Raw genomic sequence first — 7,383 nt, forward strand, 5'->3', positions numbered from 1 at the left:
GCCCTGGCCGCCGCGGCGGGCGACGGCCCCGTGGCCGCCGAGGTGGTCGAGACCGCCGGCTTCGGCCTGGAGGGGCTGATCGACGGCAAGCGCGCGCGCCTGGGCCGGGCCGACTGGGTGGGCGTGCCCGGCGGGCCGGGCCGCGAGACCGAGCTGTGGTTCGGCTTCGTCGGCGAGACCAAGGTCCGCTTCCGCTTCGCCGACGAGCTGCGCCCCGAGGCGCGCGACGTGGTCGCCGCCCTCAAGGCGCGCGGCCTGACCGTCGAAATCCTGTCCGGCGACGTCGAGAGCGCCGTGGCCGAGGCCGCCCGCGCGGTCGGGATCGAACGCTGGCGCTCAGGCCTGACCCCGGCCGAGAAGGCCGCGACGGTCAACGCCCTGGCCTCGGGCCGGGTGAACACCCTGATGGTCGGCGACGGCCTGAACGACGCGGCGGTGCTCGCCTGCGCCCACGCCTCCATGGCGCCCGGCTCGGCGGCCGAGGGCAGCCAGAACGCCGCCGACCTGGTGTTCGAGGGCGGGCTGGAGGCGGTCGTCACCTCGGTCGACGTCGCCCGCGCGGCCCGCAAGCGCGCGCTGGAGAACTTCGGCCTGTCGGCGGCCTACAACGTGATCGCCACGCCGCTGGCGGTGATCGGCCTGGCCACGCCGTTCGTGGCGGCGGTGGCGATGAGCGCCTCGTCGCTGGTGGTCACCGTGAACGCGCTGCGGCTCAACTTCGTGGGGCGGCGTCCGTGGACATCCTGATCTGGCTCGCGCCGCTGTCGGTGCTGCTGGGCCTGATCGGCCTGGCCGCCTTCCTGTGGACCTTCCACGCCGGCCAGTACGAGGACCCCAAGGGGGCGGCCGCGCGCATTCTCGACGACCATCTGGACGCCGGCCCCACGCGCAGCAGAACGGCCCCGCCCGAAGGCGGGGCCGCCCGGCCGTAAACCTTTCCGCCTAGGCGGCGAGGATGAAGTCCTGCTGGGTGACGGTGTTGACGCCGACCCCCGCCAGGAAGATCTCGTCGTCGTCGATGATCACCATGGTCCCGCCGCTGACCGCCTGGATGGTCACCGAGGCGCCGAAGCTCGCGCCGGTGATCCCCAGCGGCCGCAGGTCCAGCGCGTCCTGGCCGCCGCCGTTCGGATTGGCGTCGAAGTTGTTGATCCGGTCGGTTCCGAAGCCGGCGCGGAACACGAAGCGGTCGTTGCCGCCGCCGCCGTCCATCACGTCGTTCCCGCCCGCGCCTTCGATCACGTCGACGCCGCCGGCCCCGCTGATGTTGTCGGCGCCCACGCCGCCGATCAGGCTGTTGTTGAGGCCGTTGCCGGTGACCACCACGCCGCTGGCGCCGACCTGCTGGAAGTTCTCGACGTTGTTGTCGAGGTTGAAGCTGGCGCTGGTCGACATGACGACGTCGACGCCGCCGTTGTTGTTGGCTTCGGTGATGTCGTCGTTCACGGAGTCGACGAAGTAGGTGTCGTTGCCGGCGCCGCCGACCAGGGTGTCGGCCCCGCCGGCGCCGTCCAGGGTGTCGGCCCCGTTCCCGCCCTGGATGCGGTTGTTGAGCTCGTTGCCGGTGCCGGCGAAGCCGCCGTTTCCGGTGAAGGTCAGGTTCTCGACGTTGGCCGCCAGCACCCGGCTGTTGAGGCTGGTGCGAACGGTGTCGCTTCCGTTCGCCTGGGTGCCCGCCGCCTCCATCACCACGTCGCCGATGTTGTCGACGGTGAAGGTGTCGTTGCCCGTGCCGCCGATCATGGTGTCGGCCCCGGCCCCGCCGTCGAGGTTGTCGGCCCCGGCGCCGCCGTCCAGCGTGTCGGCGCCGGCGTCGCCGCGCAGGGTGTCGCCTCCGGCCCCGCCGTTCAGGATGTCGTCGCCGCCGCCCCCGCTCAGGGTGTCGTCGCCGCCCTGGCCCGAAGCGTTGTCGTCGCCGCCGCCGCCGTTGAAGATGTTGGCCAGGTTGGTGCCGACGAACAGGTCGCCGGTCACCGCCGTCGGTTGGGAAATGCGCTGCTCGGCCGTGCCGTGGGCGTCGGTGAACGAGACCACCACGCGCAGTTGCCGGTTCACCTGGGTCTGGGTCGGGGTGAAGTTGGCCCCGTTGGCGTTGGCGATGTTGGTCCAGGTGTTCCCGATCAGCTGCTGCCACTGATAGCCGAACACCGCGCCGGCCATGCCGTCGGCGTCGTCGATGTTGCCCGGCGTGGCGGTCAGCATCGAGCCTTCGGTCGGCCGGACGTCGTTCACGTCCGGATTGCCGGTGGCCGCGTCGTTGACGTTGGTCACCGCCGCGGTCGGGGCCGAGGTGACGCTCTCCAGCGCGCCGGTCAGGTCGTTGAACACCGCCATCACCCGCAGCCGGCGGTCGACCTGGGCGTCGCCGGGCTGGAAGTTCGTCCCTTCGCCGATGTCGGCCCAGGTGTCCGGCGTGGTTTCGACCTGCCAGATGAAGCGGATGGTGCTGGTGTCGACGCCGTTGAGGTCGGTGAAGGCGCCGGTGGCGGTCAGGGTCTGGTTCTCGGCCGGCGTGGCGTCGCTGATGTTGACCGTGCCGCTGGCCGCGGCGTTGCCGCCGGTGATGGCCACGGTCTGGTCGGCGAACTTCAGGCGCTCGATGTTGCGCACCGTGTCGGAGCCGTTCGTCCCCACGTTGTCGGTGACGATGAACGAGCCGGTGCGCGGACCGGCGGTGATGGTGTAGTCGGCCCGATTGCCGGTGAACACCGCCGTGTCGATGTCGTCGCTGCCGTCCGCCGTCAGGATTTCGCGCACGATCTTCAGCTGGCCCGGATTGATCTCGCCGGCGAACACCTGCTCCTGCAGGGCGGTCATCCGGTCGACCGTGAACAGCTCGTGGGCGGGATCGCCCGGGTCGCGCACGCTGATGCGCACGTTCAGCCAGCGGTCGCCGTCGATGATGTCGTCGCCGGCGCGGCCCTCGAGGATGTCGCTGCCGTCGCCGCCCAGCAGGATGTTGCCGGCCGAGAACGACGTGGCGCCGGGGGCCAGCACGTCGGCCAGGCCGCTGATCAGGCCGATGTTGGTCAGGGTGCTGCCGCGCGCGCCGTTGACCGGGATGGTGGCGGCGTCTTCGTCGTCGCCGAACAGCACGTCGTCGTAGCGCGAGCCCGACAGGCCCTCGACCTCGGCGTAGCGGTCCAGCGCGGTGTTCGGCGACGGCGGGGCCGGGGTCTCGTCGAAGGCCGGCAGCAACAGGTCGGCCAGCACGCCCTGGACGCCGTGGTCCTTGTAGGTGACCCAGTCGAAGCCGGACATGCCCTCGTTGCGGTTGATGCCGCCCGAGCCGACCATGATGTCGTCGCCGCCCTCGCCGACGTACTCGTCGAAGCCGCCGTCGCCGAAGAACACGTCGTTGCCGATGATCGGGTCCAGCCCGAACGGATCGAAGTTGTCGCCGGGCGCGCCGTCCTGGGTGCCGACCTCGATCCAGTCGTCGCCCTCGTTGCCCTGCATGCCTTCGTTGGCGGTGCTGCCGTTGATGAAGTCGTCGCCCTCGCCGGCGAACACCTCGGCCACGTCGATGCCGGTGACGATGAAGTCGCTGCCGCCGCCGGCGATGATCAGGTTCAGGCCGGCGCCGCCGTTGATGGCGTCGTTGCCCTCGCCGCCCTTGATCACGTCGTCGCCGCCGCGATCCCAGATGATGTCGTCGCCCGCGCCGCCGTCGATGTTGTCGTTGCCGAAGCCGCCGTCGATGCGGTCACGCCCGCCGTCGCCCCAGATGGTGTCGTCGCCCTCGCTGGAGATCAGGGTGTCGTCGTCGTCGGTGCCGCCCAGCACGACGTGGTCCGGGCCGGTGTATTCGAGGTGATTGCCGGGGCCGCGGATCACCAGCGGCTGGGTCAGCGAGCCGCCGGTCGGGTCGGCCGAGCCGAGGCCGGCGTGGAACTGGCGGGACTGGTCGACCTCGAGAATGAAGGCCGGGGTGGAGAACACGTCCAGCGGCAGGTGCCGGGCGTCGGTGTTCAGCATGATCAGCGAGGCGAAGGAGTTCTGCTCCAGCTCGTTGATGAAGTTCATGCCGGCGGTGCGCGCCAGGTAGTAGAAGCGGTCGCCGTTCTGCAGGTTCTCCAGCTGGCTCTCGAACACGAAGCCGAAGGTCGAGCCCAGCATGCCGCCGAACGGCATGACCTCCTCGGCCAGGCCGCCGATCCAGAAGTCGACGTTGTCGAGGCCCGTGGTGGTGACCCCGCCCGCGCCGCTGGCCCAGGCGCCGGTGCTGTTCAGGAAGGCCAGCCGGTCGGCGGGCCCGGCGATGACGCGGTCGTCGTCGGTCGTGTTCGGATCGCCCGCGATAGTCACCGACTGGCCGGTGATGATCGCCCAGGCGGCGGCGCGCTTGCCCTCCAGCGTGGTCTCGTTGGTGACCAGCGGGTGCAGGCCGTAGGCGGCGACGAAGTTGACGATCGACAGCTCGTTCTTCAGGTGGCCGGCGAAGTCGGTCCAGCTGGTGTAGGGCTTCAGCTGGCTGTCGGTGGTGGCGGCGTAGAATTCACGCCGGGCCATGTTCAGCGACGGGATGCCGGCGTCGCGGGCGCGGGTGATGTTGATCGCCGGCAGGTCCAGCGGCAGGCCCAGCAGGTTGTTGCGCACGGCGCCGGTGACGAACTCGTCCATGTGGCTGCCGACCTGGCGGGTCATGCCGCGCACGATCTCGCCGGCGGCCGCGTCGGCGTCGATGGTCTGGTCCTTGTCGAAGGCCACCGGGTTGAGGAAGGCCTCGATCAGCCCCAGGTCGCTGGACTGGAAGTTGGGATCCAGCCGGTCGATCGACTCCGTCAGCATGGAGTGGCCGAAGCGGTAAACCGTGTGGGCGAACTCGGCGACGATGGCCGGATTGATGCCCGTGTCGTAGCCGACCGGGGCGATGAAGATGTCGACGTTCGGCTGGATCTTCCGGGCGAACTCCTCGAACACCAGGTGCTGGTACTGCATCTCGGTGCCGAAGCGGGCGGTCTGGAACAGCCGCTCGCCGTTCCATTCGGAGTCCTGCACGCCGTCGGCGATGTTCGCGCCGGGCTTCACCCACTCCTGGATGAACACCGGGTCGTTGGTGGCCAGGATGATCTCTTTGGTGTGCTCGACCAGTCGGTTGTGCTCGGCGTGGAAGATGGTGTGGACCGCCGTCAGGCCGATGTTCTCGTTGCCGCGGCCGTCGCCGGTGGCGAAGTGGCGGCCCAGCAGTTCGTCGTCGTAGGTGAGCGGGTTGTGGTCGTCGACGCCGACGTCGGTGTCGCTGTCGGGGGTCAGCATCGCGCCCGTCTGCGAGTCGCGCGGGTTGGCGGCGTGGGCGATGTCGTCGAGGAAGGCGTGGCCGGTGCGCGCCGCGTTCGCCGTGCTGATCGGGCTGGCCAGGTTGCCCTGGACAAGCTGATCGTCGGCGGTGCCGGCTTTGCCGTCCGCGCCCTTCATCACCACCAGCGGCAGGCCGTTCGGCCCGCGCAAGAAGGCGCCGTAGGGGTCGGTGGCCAGCAACGGCAGGTCGGTGACGTCGGCGTCGGTCAGCAGGATGCCGAGCTTGGTCCGGGCCTGCTCCTTAATGTCGTCCCAGGTGGCCAGGCCGCCCTGCGCGCCGTTCAGGAAATTGCCGGTCGAGACCGGCCTGCCGTCGACCATGGCGTACTCGCGCAGGAACACCTGGTGCGACGGGTGCGAGGTGTAGGTCTGGTTCTGATCGACGAACGGGGTGGTCTGGTTGTTGTGGTCGTGGATGTCGTCCGACGTGCCCAGCACGTTGTCCGGCCCGGGCAGGTTGGTCGCCCGGTTCAGGATCATGAAGTTGGTCTCGTCGCCGCTGTTGGCGACGTTGTCCGGGCCGTCGGCGTCGTAGAGCGGGTCGTCGGGCTTCAGCGGGATGTAGACGAAGCCGCTGCCGCCCTTGCTGACCAGGTCCAGGCCGTGGTCGAAGAACTGGCCGAACAGGGTCATCCACGAATTGAACGGCGCCGACAGGCCCACGTCGGGCGCGACGTTGGGGATGAACAGGCTGTCGACGTGCTTGCCGTCGTCCTCGGTGCCGGCGACGCCGTCGAGGCCCAGCGCCAGGTCGAAGCCGGCCGCCGCGGCCGCCGCCGGGTTATGCGAGCTGATGTCGGAGATCAGGTTGCTGATCACGCGCGGCTGGCTGTCGACCACCATGCCGCTGACCTGGTCGTAGGACGTGCCGTTTTCCGCGTTGCGGAAGTACGGGCTGGTCATGCGCGGGAACAGCTGGTCGGCGGCGCCGAAGTTCTGCTGGCCGGGCACCAGGTTGTTATAGCTGCCGTCGACCGTGCGCAGGCCGAAGGACAGCACCGGGCTGGGGATCAGGTCGGTCAGCGGCGTGCCGTTCGCGTGGGCCTCCGCGATCTTGATCTGCTGCAGGATGAATTCCAGATCGGAACGGATGAACTTCGCCATGGTGACCCTCTCCCGGGGGCGTGCGCACTGGATGAGTGGAAAGCGACGCGGAGTGCTCGCCCGCGGCCTCGCAGACGCCCGTCCTCGGGGCGCGCGCGCGGGCGTTCGCAGACGTGAAAAGAAGCTGACGGGCCTGGGCGGACCTGCGCCGGATCGGCGCTCACCGGCCCCATAAGCGGCCGCCGCCATATTCGACCGGAGCGCGCATTTTCAAACGTTCGGAAAGTGCGCAGTCACGTGGTCCCGGGCCGGTCGTCGCCGGGCGAAAACCCCTCGGGACTGGCGGCTCGGACAGCGGTCCTTGCGTTGGCGCGGGCTGTCTTCGGGCGCTGTTTCGGCGTCGGAGGCGGCGCATGCGCAGCCGGCGGCCGCGAACCCTCGCCTGCGATTCCGGGTTGTCTCGGTCCCCTTGCAAAACGACACAGCTTGCGGGCGAGTCAGCTGTTGGGGCGCCGCCACCCGACCTGCTCGACGGTGAAGGCGGCGACCGTGCGTGCGTCGCGCACGACGGCGGCGTCCACCGCATAGAGCGCCACCTCGAACTCGCCCTCGCCGCCGAGGAAACGACGGCTGCGGCGGACCTCGGTCAGGGGCGTGGCCGTCCATTGCAGCGACCAGCCGCGGGCCAGCGACCGCTCGCCCGCGGGCTCGGCCATCGGATTGATCGTATCCAGCATCGCGAGCGCGTTGCGTTGCGCGGTGGCCTGTTCCTGCAGCACGGCCTGGCGGGCGCTGCGCCGGGTGATCTGGCTCTGGAGCGACAGCAGCGGCGCCAGCGCCAGCGCCAGGATCATCAGGGCGACCAGCGCCTCCAGCAGGCTGAAGCCACGCTCGTGCGGCCGGGGCCTCATCCGCCCACCGCGATCCAGATCGCCGCCGCCGCCGTGCTCGCGGCCAGCCCCACGCCGAGCGGCGCGCCGGCAGTATGACCGGAGCCCGTGAGCCGTCGCGCGGCGATCCAGGCGGCCGTGCCGGCGG

Annotated in this window: 4 protein-coding genes; 2 read left to right on the forward strand and 2 right to left on the reverse strand. The window is 70.2% G+C overall.

What is annotated here, in order from left to right; genetic code table 11:
* Together G3573_RS18585 and ccoS are read left to right on the forward strand one after the other, a co-directional pair.
* The coding region (locus tag G3573_RS18585; protein ID WP_163263177.1) for an HAD-IC family P-type ATPase at positions 1-747 on the forward strand (747 nt) is incomplete at its 5' end.
* The gene (gene ccoS, locus G3573_RS18590; protein ID WP_163263178.1) at positions 735-932 is read left to right on the forward strand and encodes a cbb3-type cytochrome oxidase assembly protein CcoS; all 198 of its coding nucleotides are present in this window, start codon (positions 735-737) and stop codon (positions 930-932) included. The genes G3573_RS18585 and ccoS, both read left to right, overlap by 13 nt.
* A gap of 10 nt (positions 933-942) precedes the next feature.
* On the opposite strand, the gene G3573_RS18595 is transcribed toward ccoS, so the two are convergent.
* Positions 943-6,405, reverse strand: a complete 5,463-nt coding sequence (locus G3573_RS18595) for a peroxidase family protein (RefSeq protein WP_163263179.1) — start codon at positions 6,403-6,405, stop codon at positions 943-945.
* A 437-nt stretch (positions 6,406-6,842) separates the two neighbouring features.
* On the reverse strand, positions 6,843-7,256 hold the full coding sequence (locus G3573_RS18600; protein ID WP_163263180.1) for a prepilin-type N-terminal cleavage/methylation domain-containing protein: 414 nt from the start codon (positions 7,254-7,256) through the stop codon (positions 6,843-6,845).
* Positions 7,257-7,383: the final 127 nt, after the last annotated feature.

This window comes from Caulobacter sp. 17J65-9 (assembly GCF_010975005.1).
GTDB lineage: Bacteria > Pseudomonadota > Alphaproteobacteria > Caulobacterales > Caulobacteraceae > 17J80-11.

Coding starts and splice junctions, on each gene's coding strand:
- G3573_RS18600 (WP_163263180.1), bottom strand. CDS start 7,256: ATGAGGCCCCGGCCGCACGAGCGTGGCTTCAGCCTGCTGGAGGCGCTG.
- G3573_RS18595 (WP_163263179.1), bottom strand. CDS start 6,405: ATGGCGAAGTTCATCCGTTCCGATCTGGAATTCATCCTGCAGCAGATC.